This is a genomic window from Nocardia sp. NPDC058518, from assembly GCF_042719655.1.
GTDB lineage: Bacteria > Actinomycetota > Actinomycetes > Mycobacteriales > Mycobacteriaceae > Nocardia.
The window spans coordinates 140,711-158,548 of sequence record NZ_JBHXNJ010000013.1 but is presented as its reverse complement, the minus strand read 5'-3'; the positions used below and the strand labels follow the sequence as shown (position 1 = coordinate 158,548).

The window sequence follows — 17,838 nt, the reverse complement described above, 5'->3', positions numbered from 1 at the left end:
CGAGGTCGGTTGCCCGGCGATCGATGAGTTCATGTCCGGCTTCTCTGCGTTGACGCGGAAGCCGTTGTGGTGCAGGAGATTACGCATCATTGCCGGTATCAGAGCCGTCTGCCTCTGCTGTGCGCCCCGCTCACAAACTTCGTAAACCCTTGTGATACGCCACAATTGCGCGATCGAAACTTGGAACATGTTGGAATGCTTGACATCTCGAGCTTCCTACAGAAAACTACCCGTCGGTAGCCAGCGAACGGGACGCTCGACCCCGTCGGCTGCGAGAGGTGACTCCCTACGACTGCCCCGCCGGAATCTCCGTAAACCCGTGTCCGGCCGTCGCCGGTGAACCTCTCCGCATCGTGACCACACCAAAGGAGCTCAGCGCTATGGATAATCCCGCGCTACCCGCAGCACAACACTCGGGTGAGCAGCACTCGGGCGACCAAGTGGTGGTCATGCCCAGACCGGCCGGACCGGTCGAGCAACTGGCACTGGTCACCGAACGGCTGCGGGAACTGCTCATCACCGGCGAAGACTTCGACGCGATCTACACCCACATCCTGGCCGCTCCCGGCAAACGCGTGCGGGCACGGCTCGTGCTGGCCTGCGCCGGCCTGCTCCCCGATGCCGCCGACACCGCGACACCGCTGGGCGACGCCGTCGATCTGGCCTGCGCGATGGAGATGCTGCACGAATCCTCGCTGGTCCACGACGACATCTGCGACGGCTCACTACTGCGCCGCGACGCACCGTCGGTGCCCGCCGCGTTCGGCGTACGCACCAGCGCCCGCGCCGGGTTTCACCTGGCAGGCGCCTCGATGCAGGTCGTCGCCCGGGTCCTGACCGACAATCCCGAGATCTTCGCGCGGGTCGGTGAGGCACCCGGCATCACCTACGCGGATCGGCTCTCCGACCTGTCGTACGGCCAGCTCATCGAGACGCTGCCACCCTCGATCGACGAGGTGGCGCTGCGCCGCCACTACGAACTCGTGGCCGGGGCGAAGACCGGCACCCTGTTCCGTTTGTCGTGTGCCTACGGCGGCACCGCGGGCGGAGTCGATCTCGATCGGCTCTACGCCCTGATGGAGTACGCCGACCAGCTCGCCCTCGCCTTCCAGATCATGGACGACGTCCGCGACATCGAAGGCGGCCCCGGTCTCGGCAAGGACGCGGGCGGCGACCTCGAGCGCCGCGTGCCGACCTGGCCGGTGATCGAATGGCTCGGTTCGCGCCCCGGCGCCCGGGAAATGTGGCTCGACGCGGAGATTTCCAGCGCGACGCTGCAAGAAGACCTGGTCGACAGCGGCGCGACCAAAGCTGCCCGCCTGGTCGCGATGGACGCCATCGAGAAGGCCACCCGCGCCCTTGATGTCTTCCCACCTTCCCTCGCGCGCGACGACCTGCGCGAACTCCTCCAGCAGGTGATATCCCGATGAGCTCAGCACGACTTCCTCTCCTGATCCGCGGGCTGCGGAATCTGCGCCGCGCACCGGATCTGGCCGCGCTGCGGGCCGCGCGCTCACCGCAGGAACTGGCCGCGCTCGCGCTGATCCCCGCGGGCCGCAACCTGGGTATCGCCGTCGGCCTGCTGCCCGCGACCTTGCGCGCCGAAGCCACGGCCGCGCTGCTCGCCTGTCGCGTGCTCGACGCCTTCGAAGACCTCAGCGACCGCGCGGTAGCGAGCAGTGCCGTGCTCGCGGCAGTGGACTACCTCAACGGCACCAGCGACACCCTCCCGCCGTCGCTGCCCGCGTTCGAGGGCAAGATCCGCGACAGCGAAGCGGTCGACCGGGTGCTCGCCGAACGCATCGCCGACATCAGGGCACTGCTCACGGCGTTGCCCGCGCAGGGTCGCGAGCGGGTGGGCCACGTGCTCACCGATGTCGGCCGGGTCATGGCCCGCAATATCGACGCACCACTGACCCGCGTCGCCTACAGCGAGGGCGTGCTCGGCCGGATCACCCACTACGCGTGCGCCCTGGTCGCCGAAGATGTTCTGCCCGAAGCGGATCTGCGCGAACTGACCGGCTGTGTCGCCGTGATCGCCCAGTCGGCCAACGACCTGCGCGACAACGAACTCGCGATCTACGGCGCCGCCGACCGTGAGGAACTCACGCGCATGGTGATGCTGCGCCAGCTCACCCCCGCCCTCGGCGGTTTCGCGCTGCTGGCCAAGCTCGGTCCCGGCACCCCGAGCCTGGGCGCGCGGGCGGCGATGGCGTACATGACGATCACGACCTCGGCGTTCCTGTGCGGTGCCGTCGACGCGCCCGCGCCCTTCCGGCGCCCGGTCGCCGCGGCCACGCTGGCCGCCGCCTCGCCTGCGTACTGGACCAAGATGCTCGAGCGGGTGCGCCGCAGTGGCGACGCCGCGATCCATCAAATGCTCGACGCCTCACCGGATTTCACCACCGGCTCGGCCTCGGCGTCACAGGTGCTCGGTGCGGGCGACCTCACCTCGACCGAAACCTCGCTGATGCCGCTGATCGTCGACACCACCTTCGCGCTGGTGCACACGCTGCCCGAAGGCCGCTTGACCGGCGAACTCTCCGATTCGGCCATCCGCACCATGATGATCGCCGATCACCTGGCCTTCGGTGCCATGGAACGGGTGCCGAGCCACGAACCCGACGCGATCCGGGCGCTGGCCACACGGCTGCAGCTCGCCGCTCTCGACAACAGCAGCCACCAGTAGTCGGGGAACACGTCCTCGATGATCGTCACTACTAGCGAAGGAGCTCTCCCATGAGCACCGGAACGCCCGTCGCGCCCACAGAGAAACCGCCGTTCAGCCGGCGCGTGTTCAAACTCGAGCACGCATCCAATGTCGGCCCGCTGCTCCACATCGTGTTGTGGATCGGCATGACCTCGGCCGCGCTGTTCGTGCCAGGTACCTCGACCTGGTACCTCGCGGTGCCGCTGATCATCGTGCTCTCGCTGCTCAACCTCTCGCTGACCATCGGCGTGATGCACATGCACACCCATCGCCCGCTGTTCGTGTCCAAGCTGCCCAACCGTGTCGTCGACATCCTGTGCTGCCTGCCCGGCAACCTGACCGCGGCCGAGATGCGCGAGGTGCACGTCCTCAACCATCACCGCTTCAACGACGGCCCGGGCGATGTCACCGCGACCACCGGCATGGACAAGGGCATCGGCGCCATCTGGTACTGGGTCCGCTACGGCATGGTCGTCAAGATCCACACGGTGCGCACGGTTTTCGCCGCGAACCCGGCGCCGCGCCGCCGCAAGACGCGCCACCAGTTCATCTTCGATCTGGCCGTGTACGCGGTCGTGATCGGCTCCGTCTGGTACGTCGCGGGCTTCGAGAAGTTCGTGCTCTTCTACTGGGTGCCGTTCCTGATCACCCAGGTCAACGCCGGCTACTTCGCCTGGCTGAGTCACGCCCCCGCGCGCGGCTTCACCGATGAGCCGAGCACCTCGCTGAACAACGCGGGCAACATCCTCAACTTCCTGATCTTCAACCAGGGCTACCACAGCGTGCACCACCGCTACCCCGGCATCCACTGGAGCCAGATCCCCGACAAGCTCGACTACATGCGCGACGTGAACCCCGGCGTCATCGTGCCGTATTGGATGGTGGCGCAGTCGGGTTGGCGGCTGGTCGTGCCCGGCGGCTTCCTCAACGAGGGTTACGGCAACAAGTGGAAGGCGCGCCTGGAGACGCGTTTGGAAGCGGGCACCGTCCGTTCGCGTTTCCTGCCGTGGTTCGCATGGATCTGATGACACCCCAGCAGGTTCGGGGCGTGGTGAAAACCCCCTCACGGCTCGTCCCGTTCCTGTTCTCCTTCGCCGTCTACGGTTTCGCGGGCATCACGGTGCCGCTGATGCTGCTGTTCGCGGGCGGCTGGTGGTTGCCCAAGACGGTCGACAAGGGACCGCACCTGTCCGCGGTCCCCGCGATCGCGATCGACCTCGTGCTGCTCGCGCTGTTCGCGCTGCAGCACTCGGGGATGGCCCGGCCCTCGTTCAAGGCGTTCATCACCCGCTGGGTGCCCGAGGCGCTGGAGCGGACCGTCTACATCATCGGCGTGTGCCTGGTGATGTGGGTGATCATGCTGGCGTGGCAGCCGGTGCCGCAGGTGCTGTGGTCGGCCGACGGTGCGCTCGGGGTGACACTCGACACCGGGTTCTGGATCGGTTTCGTGCTGGTCTACGCGGCTACCCTGCTGCTGAACCACTTCCACCTGCTCGGCATCAGTCAGGCCTACCGCCAGTACGTGATCCAGGTGCCGGACGCGACGGTCGACCGCCTGCAGGTGAACGGCGTCTACAAACTGGTTCGTCATCCGCTGATGACCGGTCTGCTCGTCTCGTTCTGGTTCGCCAGTGAGTTCACCGTCGGGCACCTGGTGTGGGCGCTCGGACTGACCGGGTACATCCTGCTCGGAACCTACCTGGAGGAGCGCGATCTCATCGCTCGTTTCGGTGCGTCGTATCGTGCATATGCCGCGCAGGTACCCGCGTTCTTCCCGTCCGTGCGCGCTATTTTCGGCCGATCGTCTCGGTAACCGGCACGGCCGGGCCGAGTCTGGAGAGGAATCGTCGTGAACAGTCCCGTTCGAGAACGCACTGAACACAGCTCCACAGCGACCGGCCCGGTCCGTGGCGTGGGCCGGGCCCACGCCAAGGCGATCCTGCTGGGCGAGCACACCGTGGTGCACGGGACGCCCGCCATCGCGTTCCCGCTGCCGACCCTGTCGGTGCGGGCGATCGCGCGTCCCGGCACGCCGGGCGCGGTGATCGAGGTTCCCGAAGGACATTTCGGGTTCGTCGCGGGCAACCCGAATGCCGTGGAGAACACGTTGTCCGGGCCGCGCGTCGCGGTCGAGGAGGCGTTGCGGCGCTGGGGCCTGACCGGTCACATCGCCGATGTGGTGATGGAGTGCGATATTCCGCTCGCCCGCGGGCTCGGATCGAGTGCGGCCTGCGCGGGTGCGGCGGTGCGCGCGGTCGCCGATCTGCACGGCCGGACCGTCGATCCCGCCACGCTCTACGAACTCGTGCAGTGCGGTGAACAGGTCGCGCACGGCAGGGCAAGCGGTATCGATGCGAGCGCGGTGCTCGCCGACGGCCCGATCCTGTTCCACGAAGGAACCGCCACCGCACTGGATATCGGTCTCGACGCCGCGCTGGTGATCGCCGACACCGGGGTGCCCGGGTCCACTCAGCACGCGGTCGCCGGGGTGCGCCGCACGCTCGAGCGTGATCCGCGGGCCGCGCGAGGGCTACTGGCCAGGGCCGGTGAGCTGATCAGCGGTGCCGCGGCGGACCTCTCGACCGGGCACGCCGCCTCGCTGGGCCGGGCGATGCTCGAATTCCAGGACCTCCTCGCCGAACTCGGTGTGAGCACCCCCCACATCGACACCCTGGTCGCCGCGGCGCTGGACGCGGGCGCCTACGGCGCCAAGCTCACCGGCGCCGGCCTCGGCGGCTGTGTCCTCGCGCTCACCGAAACCGGCGACGCGCGCACGGTCAGCGCCGCATTGCGCCGCGCCGGTGCGGTACAGACCTGGACGGTCCCCACCCGCAGCCTGCGTTCGGGCGCGCAGTCCCTATCCGTCTCGACATCGGAACACGGTGCCAACCAATGACTTTCACTCCCGCATCACCCGCGGCCACCGAACGTGGCGCCGTGGCCGGGCCGTCCGCCGAGGCTGTCGCGGTCGCGTATCCGAATATCGCCCTGGTGAAGTACTGGGGTAAGCGGGACGAAGAACTGTTCCTGCCCGTCACGGGCAGCCTGTCGATGACCCTCGATATCTTCCCGACCACCACGTCGGTGCGGCTGATCGAGGGACCGGCCGATGTCGTCGAGTTCAACGGTGTCGCGGCGACCGGTGCCGCCCGCGCCCGCATCGAGACGTTCCTGGATCTGGTGCGCGCCAAGGCAGGTCGCGACGACCGGGCGATGGTGGTGACGTCCAATGCCGGGCCGACCGGCGCCGGTCTGGCCTCCTCGGCGAGCGGCTTCGCGGCTCTGGCTGCTGCCGCCGCTGCCGCCTACACACTCGACGTCGACCCGCGCGCCTTGTCCCGATTGGCCCGGCGCGGCTCGGGCTCGGCCTCGCGCTCCATCTTCGGTGGATTCGTCGTCTGGCATGCCGGCGAGGGGGAAGGCGAAGCGGGGGACCTGAGTTCGTACGCGGAGCCGATCGGCGGCGACGAACTGGACCCGGCCCTGGTGGTCGCGGTGGTGAACCAGGGCGCGAAGGAGGTCTCGAGCCGTGTCGCCATGCGGCAGACCACCGCCACGTCCCCGTTCTATCGCCCGTGGGCGAAATCGTCGGTGCTCGATCTGGCGGAGATGCGCAAAGCCGTGGCACGGCAGGACCTTCCCGCGATCGGGGAGATCGCCGAGCGCAATGCCCTCGGCATGCACGCCACGATGCTCACCGCGCGCCCCGGAATCCGGTACCTGTCACCGCATTCGATCGCCATCCTCGACGCGGTACTCGCGCTGCGTGCCGAGGGGATCATGGCGTATGCCACGATCGATGCGGGCCCGAATGTCAAGGTGCTGTGCACCCGTGCCGACGCACCACAGGTCAACGCCGTCCTGGACGGCCTCGGCGACTTCGTCACCACGCGGACCGCGCACATCGGGCCCGGCGTGTCCCTGACGACGTCGGCGGCTCCTGCGGCGGGAGGCGATCGATGATCAGTTGTCGCGCACCGGGCAAGCTCTTCATCGCCGGTGAGTACGCCGTGGTCGAGCCGGGACACCTCGCGGTGCTCACGGCGGTCGACCGCTACGCGACCGCCACGGTGACAGCGGCGGATCCGGGCGAGGCCATCACCCTGCATTCGGATCTGGACGGCGGCATCACGCTGTCGTGCGGGCGTCACGGTGACGAATTGGTGCCCACTTCCGATACTGTTGTGCCAGCGGCATTTTCCTACGTTTTCGCGGCGGTGTCGGTCGTGCACCGGCTGCTCGTGGAACGTGCGATCCCCGTCTCTTCGTTCCGTCTGAGCGTCACCGCAGACCTCGGTGACGCCGACGGTCGCAAGTTCGGCTTGGGTTCCAGCGCGGCCGTCACGGTGGCGACCGTCGCCGCCCTCGGGCAGTACTTCGCCCTCGGCCTCGATCCCATGGACCGGTACCGACTGGCCATGCTCGCCACGATCGCGGTCAACCCGCGTGCCTCGGGTGGCGATATCGCCGTGAGCACCTGGGGTGGCTGGCTCGCCTACCGGTCCCCGGACCGCGCGCAGGTGGCTGCCTCGCTCGCCCGCGACGGCGTCGAGGCAGCCCTGCGCTCACCGTGGCCTGGCCTGTCGGTCCGCCCGCTGCCCACCCCGACCGAGCTCACCGTGCAGGTCGGCTGGACCGGAAACCCGGCCTCCACACCGGCACTGGTCGCCGGACTCGACGGTGACCGCAGCACCTTCCGGGCGCACAGCAACGACTGCGTCGAACGACTCGTCGCCGCCATCGAGGCCGACGACCCCCGGGCCATGCGAGTCGAAATCGACAGCGCGCGAACACTACTCGTCGACCTCGACGCCAATTCGGGCCTCGGCATCATGACGCCACGTCTGCACGCGCTGTGTGAGGCGGGTGCTGCGGTCGGCGCGGCGGCGAAGCCCTCGGGCGCCGGTGGTGGTGACTGCGGGATCGCGCTCATCGAGCGCACCCGGCCCGCCGCGATCGCCGAACTCACCGGCCGCTGGATCAGCGCCGGAATCCGCCCGCTGCCCCTGCGGACCCACCCAGTCGAAGGGGACCACCGATGATCGCCGATCGCAAGGACGACCACGTCCGCCACGCGGTGAACCACCAACGCCAGGCCACCGGGGTCAGTGACTTCGACTCCGTCACCTTCGTTCATCACGCCCTCGCGGGCATCGACGCCGAAGACGTCTCCCTCGCGGTGGATGTCGCCGGAAAGCAGTGGGACACGCCACTGTTCGTCAACGCGATGACCGGTGGCAGCACCAAGACCGGCGAGATCAACCGCCAACTCGCCATCGCCGCCCGCGAGACCGGAATCCCCATCGCCTCCGGATCGATGAGCGCCTACTTCCGTGACCCGGCGGTCGCGGGCACCTATCGCGTGCTGCGGCAGGAGAATCCGCACGGCTTCGTGATGGCCAATGTGAATGCGAACGCGACCGTCGACCAAGTGCGCAGCGCCATCGACCTCCTCGAGGCCGACGCACTGCAGATCCACCTCAACGCCGTGCAAGAAGTGGTCATGCCAGAGGGCGACCGCTCGTTCGGGTCGTGGCCGCGCCAGATCGAGCGCATCGTCGCCGACACCGCAGTGCCGGTCTTCGTCAAGGAAGTCGGGTTCGGACTGAGCAGGCAGACCGTCACCTGGTTGCGGGACGCGGGCGTGTCGGTGGCCGACGTCGGCGGCCGCGGCGGCACCAATTTCGCTCGTATCGAGAACGATCGGCGCGTCGGCGGCGACTTCGGGTTCATCGAGAGCTGGGGCCAGTCCACCCCGAACTGCCTGCTCGACTGCGCCGACATCCCCGGCATCGATATCGCCGCCTCCGGCGGCATCCGCTCGCCACTGGACATCGCGCGCGCACTCGCGCTGGGCGCCAACGCGACCGGCGTCGCAGGCGCGTTCCTGGAAACCCTGGTGAGCCAGGACACCGCCGCCCTGGTGGACAAGATCGGGACCTGGCTCGACCAACTGCGCACCATCCTCACCGTCCTCGGCGCCCGCACCCCAGCGGATCTGGTCGGCGCCGACCTGCTCATCACCGGCGATGTCGCGAGCTTCTGCCTGCTTCGCGGTATCGACGCCGCAGCACTTGCCCACCGGAGCCCCTGGTGGCGTGAATCCGAAAATCGAGAAGGAGTCACCCATGAATGACATGTCGTACGCGGCGGTGCCGCTGCAATGGGTGGGACCTGTGCGTATTACCGGAAACGTCGTCGACGATGCCGTCGACGTTCCCCTCGCCACCTACGAAACCCCGCTGTGGCCCTCGGTCGGGCGCGGCGCGCGGATCAGCACCCTGGCCGAGAAGGGCATCGTCGCGACGCTGATCGACGAGCGGATGACCCGCTCGATCCTGCTGGAAGCCGACGACGCCTACACCGCCTACACCACTGTTCAGCAGTTAGAAGCCCGCATGGCCGAGCTCCAGGAGGTGGTCTCGGGCAGTAGTCGTTTCGCCCGGCTCATCGACCTGCACCACCAGATCGCGGGCAACCTGCTGTTCCTGCGATTCGAATTCACCACCGGTGACGCCTCGGGCCACAACATGGCAACCCTGGCGAGCGATCACTTGATGGATCACATCCTGTCGACCATGCCCGGGGTGCGCTACGGCTCGATCTCGGGCAATTACTGCACCGACAAGAAGGCCACGGCGGTCAACGGCATTCTCGGTCGCGGCAAGAACGTGATCACCGAACTGCTCGTTCCCCGCGAGGTGGTCGGGCAGCGGCTGCACACCACCGCGGCGCAGGTGGTGCAGCTCAATATCCGCAAGAACCTGATCGGCACCCTGCTGGCGGGTGGAATCCGTTCCGCCAACGCGCATTACGCCAACATGCTGCTCGCGTACTACCTGGCGACCGGTCAGGACGCCGCCAATATCGTCGAAGGATCCCAGGGCATCACCCATGCCGAGGATCGCGACGGTGACCTCTACTTCTCGTGCACCCTGCCCAACCTGATCGTGGGCACGGTCGGCAACGGCAAGCACGCGAGTTTCGTCGACGAGAATCTGGAACGGCTGGGGTGCCGCGAAGACCGGCAGCCCGGCGAGAACGCCCGACGCCTCGCGGTGATCGGGGCGGCCACCGTGTTGTGTGGGGAGCTGTCGTTGATGGCGGCACAGACCAATCGCGGTGAATTGATGCGCGCACATACCCAGTTCGAGCGGTCCACCACGAGCAACGGAATCCCACGATGACAATTACGCCGGTCGGTATCCACGACCTTTCGTTCGCCACCACCCACTACGCTCTCGATCACGCTGTCCTCGCCGAGCGACTCGGGGTCGACCGCGACAAGTTCTACCTCGGCATCGGCCAGGAGAAGATGAGCGTCGCCGCGGCCGACGAGGACATCGTCACCATCGCCGCGGCCGCCGCCAAGCCGATCCTGGAACGGCACGGCACCGACAACATCCGCACCGTGCTGCTGGCCACCGAAACCGGTGTCGACCAGTCCAAAGCCGCTGCGCTGTACCTGCATTCGCTGATCGGGCTGCCCAATGCCGCCCGGGTCGTCGAGCTCAAGCAGGCCTGCTACGGCGGCACCGCCGGGCTGCAGTTCGCGGCGGGCCTGATCGCCCGCGACCCGTCGCAGCGCGTGCTGGTGATCGCCGCCGACATCGCCAAGTACGAACTCGACACCCCGGGGGAGCCGACCCAGGGCGCCGCCGCCGTCGCGATGCTCGTCACCGCGGACCCGGCGATCCTGGCGCTGGACCCGGTGTCGGGCCTCTACAGCGCCGACATCATGGACTTCTGGCGCCCGAACTACCGCACCGAGGCCATCGTGGACGGCAAGACCTCGGTCAACGCCTACCAGAAGGCCGCCCAGGAGGCGTGGACCGACTACCGCCGCCAGGGTGGCCGCGAACTCGGTGAGTTCGCCGCGTTCTGCTACCACCAGCCCTTCACCAAGATGGCCTACAAGGCACACCGCCACCTGCTCGAAAGCCAGGGCCACACCGCCGACGCCGACGCGATCGAGGCCGCGATCGGCAGTACGACCACCTACAACCGCACGGTCGGCAACAGCTACACCGCCTCGCTCTACCTCGGCCTCGCCTCGCTGCTCGATCACGCCGACGACCTCACCGGCAAGGCGCTGGCCATGATCAGCTACGGGTCGGGCAGTGTCGCCGAATTCTTCAGCGGCACAGTGGTGCCCGGCTACCGCGAACACCTGCGGACCGCGGCGAACCAGGCGGCCATCGGCTCGCGGGAGCTGCTCGGCTACGAGCGCTACCGGGAACTGCACGAGGCCACCTCGCCCAGCGACGGCGCGTACCACGCCATGGTCGAGGAAACGCGGCGCCCGTACCGGCTGGCCGCCGTCTCCGGTCACAAACGCATCTACGAATCCCGCTGAGGTCGCCCCATGAGCAGTAACGACACCCGCCACGTCCAGGTCATGATCGTGGGCAGCGGGCTCTCCGGCCTCGGCACCGCCATCCGGCTGAGCCAGCGTGGCCTGTCCGACTTCGTGGTCATCGAACGTGGCCCCGATGTCGGCGGCACCTGGCGCGACAACACCTACCCGGGTGCTGGCTGCGATGTTCCCTCGCATCTGTACTCGTACTCGTTCGCACTCAATCCCGACTGGTCCCGGTCGTTCTCGCCGCAGCCGGAGATCGAGCAGTACCTGCGCACCGTGTCCGAACGCTACGGCGTTCGCGACAAGCACATCTTCGACTGTGCGATGACCGCGGCCCGCTGGAACGATGCCGACGGCCGATGGGATATCGAGACCAGCAAGGGCACCTTCACCGCCGACTTCATCGTGTCGGCCGCGGGTGTGCTCGCCGAGCCGAATCTTCCCGATATCAAGGGCATCTCGAGCTTCGAGGGCGAGATCTTCCACTCCGCGCGCTGGAACCACGACGCCACGCTGGCCGGCAAGAAGGTCGCCGTCATCGGCACCGGATCCTCGGCGGTGCAGATCGTCCCGTCGATCGCGCCCGAGGTGGAGCACCTCGACGTCTACCAGCGCACCGCCACCTGGGTGATGCCGCAGATCTCGCGGCCCTACCTGGCACCGGAACGCTTCGCCTTCAAGCACATTCCGGGTCTGCAACGGTTGATGCGTGCGCTGATCTACACCACGCGCGAGCTGTTCGTGATCACCCAGGTGAAGTATCCGTGGACCGGCATCGTGCTGGAAACGGTCGGGCGGTTCAAGATGCGCTTCGAGATCCGTGACCCTGAGCTGCGGCGAAAAGTGTTGCCCGAGCATCGCATCGGGTGCAAGCGCATGCTCGTGTCGAACAAGTTCTACGGTGCGCTCGATCGCGACAACGTCGACGTCGTCACCGACGGCATCGCCGAGGTCCGCAGCGGTTCGATCGTGTCCGAGGACGGCACGGAGCGGGAGGTGGACGCCATCGTGCTGGCCACCGGCTTCCATGTCGCCGATTCGCCGACGTTCAACCTCTACACCGGTCGCGACGGCCGGACCGTGTCCGAGGCAGCCGATGCCGAGGGCTACCAGATGTACAAGGGCACGACCGTCGCGAACTTCCCGAACATCTTCTTCATGCTCGGCGCCAACTCCGGGTTGAACTACACCTCGCTGATCTACATCATCGAATCCCAGATCAACTACATCGTCGACGCCATCACCACCATGGAGCAGCGCAACCTGCAGTCGTTCGAGGTCCGCCTGGACGCGCAGGTCGAATACAACCAGCAGCTGGCGCCGAAGATGGCCCGCACCGTGTGGGTCAACGGCGGCTGCACCAGCTGGTTCCTCGACAAGCACGGCAACAACTCCGCGCTGTGGCCCGACTTCAGCTTCAAGTATCGACGCATGGTGCGGAAGTTCGACATCGACGCCTACGACACCACGACGAAGACACTGTGACCGCAACGTCGGCGCGCCACACCCGCGTCGCGATCATCGGCGCCGGTTTCGCCGGGCTTGGTGTGGCTGTTCGACTGCGCCAGTTGGGGATCACCGACTTCGTCGTCTTCGAGCGTGCCGGTGATGTCGGCGGAACCTGGCGCGACAACACCTATCCCGGTGCCGGGTGCGATGTACCGTCGCAGCTGTATTCGTATTCGTTCGCCCCCAATCCGGACTGGACGCATTCGTTCTCGACGCAGCCGCAGATTCAGCAGTACGTCCAGGATGTGGTGGACCGGGAAGGCGTCCGCGATTCGATCGTCCTCGATTGCGAGGTCACCGACGCGCGGTGGAACAACGACACCGCGCGGTGGGAGATCCGGACCAGCCGCGGCGCCTACACCGCCGACATCACGGTGTCGGCCGCCGGTCCGCTGAGCGCTCCGAATCTGCCCGATATCAAGGGCATCAACACCTTTCGTGGCCCGATCTTCCATTCCGCGCGCTGGGACCACGAGTTCGAGCTCGCGGGCAAGCGGGTGGCGGTCGTCGGTACCGGCGCGTCCGCGATCCAGATCGTGCCGTCCATCGCGGGTGAGGTCGCCCGGCTGGACCTGTACCAGCGCAGCGCGCCCTGGGTGCTGCCGCGGATGGGACGCAAGTACAGCCGGCTGGAACGCCTGTACTACCGGCGGGTTCCTGGTGCTCAGCGGCTGGCGCGGATCGGCGTGTACTGGGTGCGTGAGTCTTTCGTGCTCTGGCAGTCCAAGTACCCGCCGTTCGCCGACTTCTTCGCGCGTGGTGCGCGTTTGAAGATGTGGTGGGTGATCCGGGACCGGAAGCTGCGTCGCACACTTACCCCCGGCTATCGCCTCGGATGCAAGCGAATGCTGATCTCGAACGTGTACTACCCGGCACTGGCTCGCGACAATGTCGAGGTCGTCGCCGACGGCATCGCCGAGTTCCGCGAACAGTCGATCGTCGCCAACGACGGCACCGAGCGCGAAGTCGACGCCGTCGTACTGGCGACGGGGTTCCGGATCGCCGACTCGCCGACCTACGACCTGATCAGCGGGCGGGACGGGCGCACCCTGTCGGAGGTTTTCGGCGCCGGGGGACTGAGCGTGTACAAGGGCACGACCATCGCGAACTTCCCGAATATGTTCCTGATGATCGGCCCGAACTCGGCACTGAGCTACACCTCGGCGATCTTCACCATCGAAGCGCAGATCAACTACATCATCGACGCGATCACGACGATGGATGCCAGTGGCCTGCGAACAGTCGAGGTGCGCGAGGACGCGCAGACCGCCTACAACCGGGACCTGCAGGAGAAGTTCGACGGCACCGTCTGGAACGCGGGCGACTGCACCAGCTGGTTCGTCGACGAGAACGGCCACAACGCCACCCTGTGGCCGGACTTCAGCTTCCGGTTCCGGCGGATGTTGCAGAGCTTCGACGTCGAGGCCTACGAGACGACCCGGTCAGAATGAATTCTGCCGGGAGCTGACGGTCGGCGGCCGTGAGGAGGCGCGCAGCGGGTTCGCGGTGGGGAAGGTGATCGACGGCAGGGTCACCCACATGCGAACCCGGGTGCCGTTCTCGTCGTGGTCGAAGGTGAGATCCTCGGTGAGTACCCGCATCATCTCCACCCCGCGACCGCGATAGCCGGGGTCGGTGGGCGTGGGGATCCAGTTGCCGTTGTCGGCGATCTCGAGCACCACCCGGTCGCCGTCGCAGCGGGCTGTGAGGCTGACGCGGCCGGGTTCGGTGTCGCGGTAGGCGTGTTCGACGCTGTTGCTGCAGGCCTCGTTGGCCGCGGCGACGAGGTCGGCGGCCAAGTCGTGCGGGACCGCGGCGGTGGCGAACCAGCGGTAGAGACCCCGGCGCACACCGGCCAATTCGGCTGCGGCAGCGGGGAAGTCGAGCCGCAGCGGCTCCGGGGGCTGCCGGTAGACGACCATGGCGACGTCGTCGTCGTAGCCCGCGGGCGGGCACAGCCGCGACAGCACCGCGTCGGCGACATCGCGGGGGAGCGCGGCACCGGTCTCACTGAGCACCTCGGCGATCTTGACGAAGCCCTCGGCGATGTCGTACCCGCGTTGCTCGACGAGGCCGTCGGTGAACAGCACCAAGGTCGCGCCAGGGGGGAGCGCCGTGGTGGCTTCGGGCCTGCGTGGGGTGTCGAAGGTGGCCAGGGGGACCGCGCGTCCGCCTTCGAGGATCCGGCCCGGTCCGCCGGGCGGTGCGAGCACCGGCGGCATGTGGCCCGCGTTCGAGTACCGCACCATCCCGCGCTCGGGATCGAGCACGGCCGCGCACACCGTCGTACACATGGCGCCCGGGATCCGGGAGGCCACGGCGTCCAGTTCGGCGAGCAACTGCGCCGGTCCGGCGCCCCGCAGCAGCAGAGCCCTTGCCGCGGTGCGCAATTGGCCCATCACCACGGCCGCGGACAGACCACGGCCGACACAGTCGCCGACGACCACACCGATGGTGCCGTCGCGCAACGGCACCACGTCGTACCAGTCGCCGCCGATCTCCAACGGTGGCAGGGCGGGTTCGTAGTGCACCGAGAACCGGGGCGGCAGTTCGATCGGTCCGAGCATCGCCCGCTGCAGGGTGAGCGAGGTGGCGCGGGCCTGATCGAAGTTGCGGGCGCGCTGCAGTGCGACGCTGAGATGACCGACGAGCAGTGAGTACAGCGCCCAGTCGGCGGCGCTCACCGCGCGTGGGGCACCGAAGCGCACCCACAGCGCCGCGTCACCGGTCTCGCCGAGCGGAGCGACGACCGCGTCGACCCCGCCCTCGTCACCGGTGATGGCCGAGAGCCCACGGGCGGATTGCCTGCGCGAGCGGTCGAGCAGGGCCTGGGTGTCGTCGTCGAGCACGACGGGGCCGTCCGCGCGCGGGCCGCTCTGCCGCATCGGCGTGACGGTGAATTGCGGTGCGATGCCGGTGGTTTCGGGTTCGGGATCCGCTTCTTGGCTGCTCGTCGGTGTCACACCGCAGGAGAAGACATCGGGGCGCCCGGTCCGGCTCGGCCAGATCGCCACCAGGGCGGTCTCGGCGCCCATGGTCCGGCGCAGTTCGTCGAGTCCGACCGCGAGGACCTCCACCATGCTCGTCGCCGCGCCGACGGCGGTGGCCAGGCGGGAGGCCGCCTGGTCGCGGGCCTGTGCGTCGTGTTCGGCGGTCACATCCCGCACGGTGCCGACGAAGATCTGTTCGTCGTTCTCCTGCTTCACCAGCGAGCTCGCGCTCACCGCCAGCCAGCGTTCCCGGCCGTCGCGATGACGAATCGGCATCACGAATCGCGATGCCTCCGTGCCGATCTGGGGATAGCCGGCGCGATCGGTCAGTGCCCACGGATGCGGTAGCCCGAACGGCACCTCGCCTGCGCCGTATCCGGTGAGCACCCCGAACGCGGAGTTCACCTCGACGATGGTGCCGTGGTCGTCGGCGACGAAGAACCCGTCCTGCAACGATTCGACCAGCGCGGTGCGAAACGCGTCGCGGCCTTCGAGATCCTCCGCGCGGGAACGCTGTTGCTCGTAGCGGCGGGTGCCGTCGAGATAGCCGCGGGTGGCGATGTCGAGGGCCGCCATGGTCTGCAGCAGGAATTCCAGTGCTACCTCGGCGCGGCGCGGATCGGCCTGCGTTTCGGCGTCCTCGGCAACGGTCCGGAAATGGTGCTCGGTGAGATCGAGCAGGCTGATGCCCTCGACGAGGGCCCGCCGCCCGAGGTCGTATCCCTCCGAGAGGCCGGCCTGGCCTGGCGCGGCGACGTGACGGCGCATGGCCACCGAGTAGTCGTCGAGAAATGCGACCAGGACAGCGCTCATCGGCAACCTCTTATCGGCCAGGTCTGTGGGAACAGGCCGCGGTGTCGCGGCCTCACGGGCAGGGCCCACGGAAACGCGCCGCGAGCACCAGTGCGTCGTCGGTGTCCTTCGCGTCGCGCGCGAGGAGATCGCCCGCGATGGCGGTGGCGGGTTTGGCCAGGTCCAGTGATTCCGGGCCGACCGCGACGATCCCGTCGGTGGCCATCAGCAGCAGATCGCCGGGGCGGATCGGCAGTGTCTGCGGCTGCAGGTGCGACGGCAACCGGTACCCGACGATGCCGCCGGTGAGCAGCATCGTCGCCCGCAGCTCCGGACCGGCCGGACCGAGGGTGAGCAGTCGCGAATCGACATTGCCGACGCCGAGCCATTGCAGCGTCTCGCCCGGTTCGATCAGCGCCAACGACACCGCGGCACCACGGGTTTCGACCATCGCGCGATGACAGAGCACCATCAGCACGTCCAGCGGTTCGCCGCAGTTCTCGGTGAGGATGAGCGTCGCGCGATCGGCAGCCTCGGCCGCGGGCGCACCGTGACCGAGCCCGTCGAGCACCGCGAACAGCACGCCCGCGCCGGTGTCGAGGACGAGCGCGCGGTCACCGGAGACGTCCTGACCGGGCAGTGCCCGGCCGGCCGTCGACCACTCCATGCGCCCGATGATCCCGTCCTCATGCAACGTCGGGTACCCACTTCCACATCTCGATCAACGTCCCGCGGCCCGGGGCGGAATCGATGGTGAGGCGGTCCATCAGCCTGCGCGCGCCGGGCAGTCCGAGTCCGAGTCCGCGGCCGGTGGAATAGCCGTCTTCCAGCGCGCGGGGAATGTCACGGATGCCGGGGCCCTGGTCCTCGGCCTGGATGACGAGTGCGCGGCGACCTTCGCGCAAATCGATGAGCAGCCTGATCTCGCCGCTGCCCGCGTAACTGGTGATGTTGCGGGCGATTTCGGAGATGGCGGTGGAGATCATGGTGCGGTCGGTGAGGGTGAAACCGAGGTCACCGGCCAACTCGCTCCCGGCCTGCCGGGCGGTGACGATGTCCTCGGACACCTTGACCGCGATCGCCACCTGCTCAGCGGCCACTGTCGCGACCGTCTCGTCGCCGCGGGTGCCGATTCAGCCAGGAGAGGCCTTCCTCGAGATCCAGCGCGGTGTGCATGTCTTCGAATGTAAGGCCCAGCTGGACCATGGCGAAGGCGACTTCGGGTTGCAGCCCGACGATGACGGTTTCCGCGCCGCGCAACTGGGTCATGTGCGCGATGGTGCGCAACGAGCGCGCGGCGAAGGAGTCCATCACGTCGATGGCTGTGACGTCGACGATGATGCCGGTCGCGCGGTAGCGACTGACCTGCTTCATCAGGTCGTCCTGCAACCGTTCGGTGTCGGCATCGGTCAACGCCGACTGCACCGACGCGATCAGGTACGTGCCCTGCTTGAGAATAGGTACCGGCATGGTGG

General features: G+C 67.9%; 16 protein-coding genes. 12 read left to right on the top strand and 4 right to left on the bottom strand.

Going from position 1 to position 17,838, the window contains the following annotated elements:
• Window positions 1–380: 380 nt before the first annotated feature.
• The 12 genes from ACFWPX_RS22355 to ACFWPX_RS22300 are packed head-to-tail and all read left to right on the top strand — an operon-like array spanning window position 381 to window position 14,032.
• A complete protein-coding gene (locus tag ACFWPX_RS22355) occupies window positions 381–1,430 on the top strand; it encodes a polyprenyl synthetase family protein (RefSeq protein WP_378912791.1) in 1,050 nt (349 codons plus the stop codon).
• Entirely contained in the window at window positions 1,427–2,689 is a 1,263-nt protein-coding gene (locus ACFWPX_RS22350) for a hypothetical protein (protein ID WP_378928952.1), read from the top strand. Before ACFWPX_RS22355 ends, ACFWPX_RS22350 begins: the two co-directional genes overlap by 4 nt.
• A 50-nt stretch (window positions 2,690–2,739) precedes the next feature.
• Window positions 2,740–3,735: a fatty acid desaturase gene (locus tag ACFWPX_RS22345; protein WP_378912789.1), complete on the top strand. Its 996-nt coding sequence runs from the start codon at window positions 2,740–2,742 to the stop codon at window positions 3,733–3,735.
• Window positions 3,726–4,523, top strand: a complete 798-nt coding sequence (locus tag ACFWPX_RS22340; protein ID WP_378928951.1) for a methyltransferase family protein — start codon at window positions 3,726–3,728, stop codon at window positions 4,521–4,523. The genes ACFWPX_RS22345 and ACFWPX_RS22340 overlap by 10 nt, the downstream gene beginning before the upstream one ends.
• A gap of 36 nt (window positions 4,524–4,559) precedes the next feature.
• On the top strand, window positions 4,560–5,606 hold the full coding sequence (gene mvk, locus ACFWPX_RS22335; RefSeq protein WP_378912787.1) for a mevalonate kinase: 1,047 nt from the start codon (window positions 4,560–4,562) through the stop codon (window positions 5,604–5,606).
• A complete protein-coding gene (mvaD, locus tag ACFWPX_RS22330; protein WP_378912786.1) occupies window positions 5,603–6,673 on the top strand; it encodes a diphosphomevalonate decarboxylase in 1,071 nt (356 codons plus the stop codon). Before mvk ends, mvaD begins: the two co-directional genes overlap by 4 nt.
• Window positions 6,670–7,752 carry a phosphomevalonate kinase gene (locus ACFWPX_RS22325; RefSeq protein ID WP_378928950.1) on the top strand — a complete coding sequence of 361 codons (1,083 nt, stop codon included), beginning with the start codon at window positions 6,670–6,672 and terminating at the stop codon, window positions 7,750–7,752. Before mvaD ends, ACFWPX_RS22325 begins: the two co-directional genes overlap by 4 nt.
• Window positions 7,749–8,846 (top strand): type 2 isopentenyl-diphosphate Delta-isomerase, encoded by a 1,098-nt coding sequence (fni, locus tag ACFWPX_RS22320; protein ID WP_378928949.1) that lies wholly within the window; start codon window positions 7,749–7,751, stop codon window positions 8,844–8,846. The genes ACFWPX_RS22325 and fni overlap by 4 nt, the downstream gene beginning before the upstream one ends.
• Window positions 8,839–9,897, top strand: coding sequence for a hydroxymethylglutaryl-CoA reductase (locus ACFWPX_RS22315; protein ID WP_378928948.1), 1,059 nt, complete (start codon window positions 8,839–8,841; stop codon window positions 9,895–9,897). Before fni ends, ACFWPX_RS22315 begins: the two co-directional genes overlap by 8 nt.
• Entirely contained in the window at window positions 9,894–11,066 is a 1,173-nt protein-coding gene (locus ACFWPX_RS22310; RefSeq protein WP_378928947.1) for a hydroxymethylglutaryl-CoA synthase, read from the top strand. Before ACFWPX_RS22315 ends, ACFWPX_RS22310 begins: the two co-directional genes overlap by 4 nt.
• 9 nt (window positions 11,067–11,075) lie before the next feature.
• Complete coding sequence (locus ACFWPX_RS22305; protein ID WP_378928946.1) at window positions 11,076–12,557, top strand: flavin-containing monooxygenase; 1,482 nt, start codon at window positions 11,076–11,078, stop codon at window positions 12,555–12,557.
• The gene (locus tag ACFWPX_RS22300) at window positions 12,554–14,032 is read left to right on the top strand and encodes a flavin-containing monooxygenase (protein ID WP_378928945.1); all 1,479 of its coding nucleotides are present in this window, start codon (window positions 12,554–12,556) and stop codon (window positions 14,030–14,032) included. Before ACFWPX_RS22305 ends, ACFWPX_RS22300 begins: the two co-directional genes overlap by 4 nt.
• Here ACFWPX_RS22300 and ACFWPX_RS22295 read toward each other — a convergent pair.
• From ACFWPX_RS22295 to ACFWPX_RS22280, 4 genes are read right to left on the bottom strand one after another with little or no spacing between them, the layout of a single operon-like run.
• On the bottom strand, window positions 14,024–16,384 hold the full coding sequence (locus ACFWPX_RS22295) for a SpoIIE family protein phosphatase (RefSeq protein ID WP_378928944.1): 2,361 nt from the start codon (window positions 16,382–16,384) through the stop codon (window positions 14,024–14,026). The two genes, ACFWPX_RS22300 and ACFWPX_RS22295, sit on opposite strands and share 9 nt — an antisense overlap.
• A 52-nt stretch (window positions 16,385–16,436) precedes the next feature.
• Complete coding sequence (locus ACFWPX_RS22290) at window positions 16,437–17,030, bottom strand: SpoIIE family protein phosphatase (RefSeq protein WP_378928943.1); 594 nt, start codon at window positions 17,028–17,030, stop codon at window positions 16,437–16,439.
• A gap of 19 nt (window positions 17,031–17,049) precedes the next feature.
• The gene (locus ACFWPX_RS22285) at window positions 17,050–17,463 is read right to left on the bottom strand and encodes an ATP-binding protein (RefSeq protein WP_056809992.1); all 414 of its coding nucleotides are present in this window, start codon (window positions 17,461–17,463) and stop codon (window positions 17,050–17,052) included.
• Window positions 17,453–17,833, bottom strand: a complete 381-nt coding sequence (locus ACFWPX_RS22280) for an STAS domain-containing protein (RefSeq protein WP_056809990.1) — start codon at window positions 17,831–17,833, stop codon at window positions 17,453–17,455. The genes ACFWPX_RS22285 and ACFWPX_RS22280 overlap by 11 nt, the downstream gene beginning before the upstream one ends.
• Window positions 17,834–17,838: the final 5 nt, after the last annotated feature.